This is a genomic window from Psychrobacter sp. 1U2, from assembly GCF_051847575.1.
In genome coordinates this window covers 1-537 of sequence record NZ_JBPYDC010001709.1, presented here as the reverse complement: position 1 = coordinate 537, position 537 = coordinate 1, and the positions used below count along the sequence as shown (strand labels likewise).

The following is a 537-nucleotide window of genomic DNA, read 5'->3' as shown; positions in this document are numbered from 1 at the left end:
CCCCGTGGGCAGCCGCGCGGTTCGTGGTTTGGTAGATCAGGGCGCGTTTCAGGATAGTCAGTTTGCTGCGTCTCCCACGTGACCAAGCCGTTTTTGACATAGATTTTCCATGAGCAAGAGCCTGTACAGTTGACCCCATGCGTTGAGCGCACAATCTTGTCATACTGCCAGCGGCTACGATAGACGTTCTCCCACGCGCGCGACTCATCACGAGTCTCACCATGCCCATCGGCAAATTCGCCTTGTTTGCGTTTAAAAAAGCGGAACTGGTCGAGTAAATGACTCATTTGGCTATCCTCTACTTGATGGCTTATATTGTGAACAGTGATTGATTAAGCGCTAAGGTCATGAAATTAGGTTTGTGTGACAGGCTTTGGATAAATCGCTCTATGCTTAACGGCTGTTCATACTATTTTGATAAATACTATTTAGATATCATCATTCTAAGTGAGCCTTGATAACCTGACTATCAGCTAATATGAGCAGTGCTCTACCTCCTAAGTAGTAGTTGCTATCATGCTCGACCTATAAAAAACG

At 46.0% G+C, this 537-nt stretch carries 1 protein-coding gene; it reads right to left on the bottom strand.

What is annotated here, in order from left to right:
- The coding region (locus ACS8FD_RS24000) for a hypothetical protein (protein WP_439277690.1) at positions 1 to 287 on the bottom strand (287 nt) is incomplete at its 3' end.
- Positions 288 to 537 lie beyond the last annotated feature (250 nt).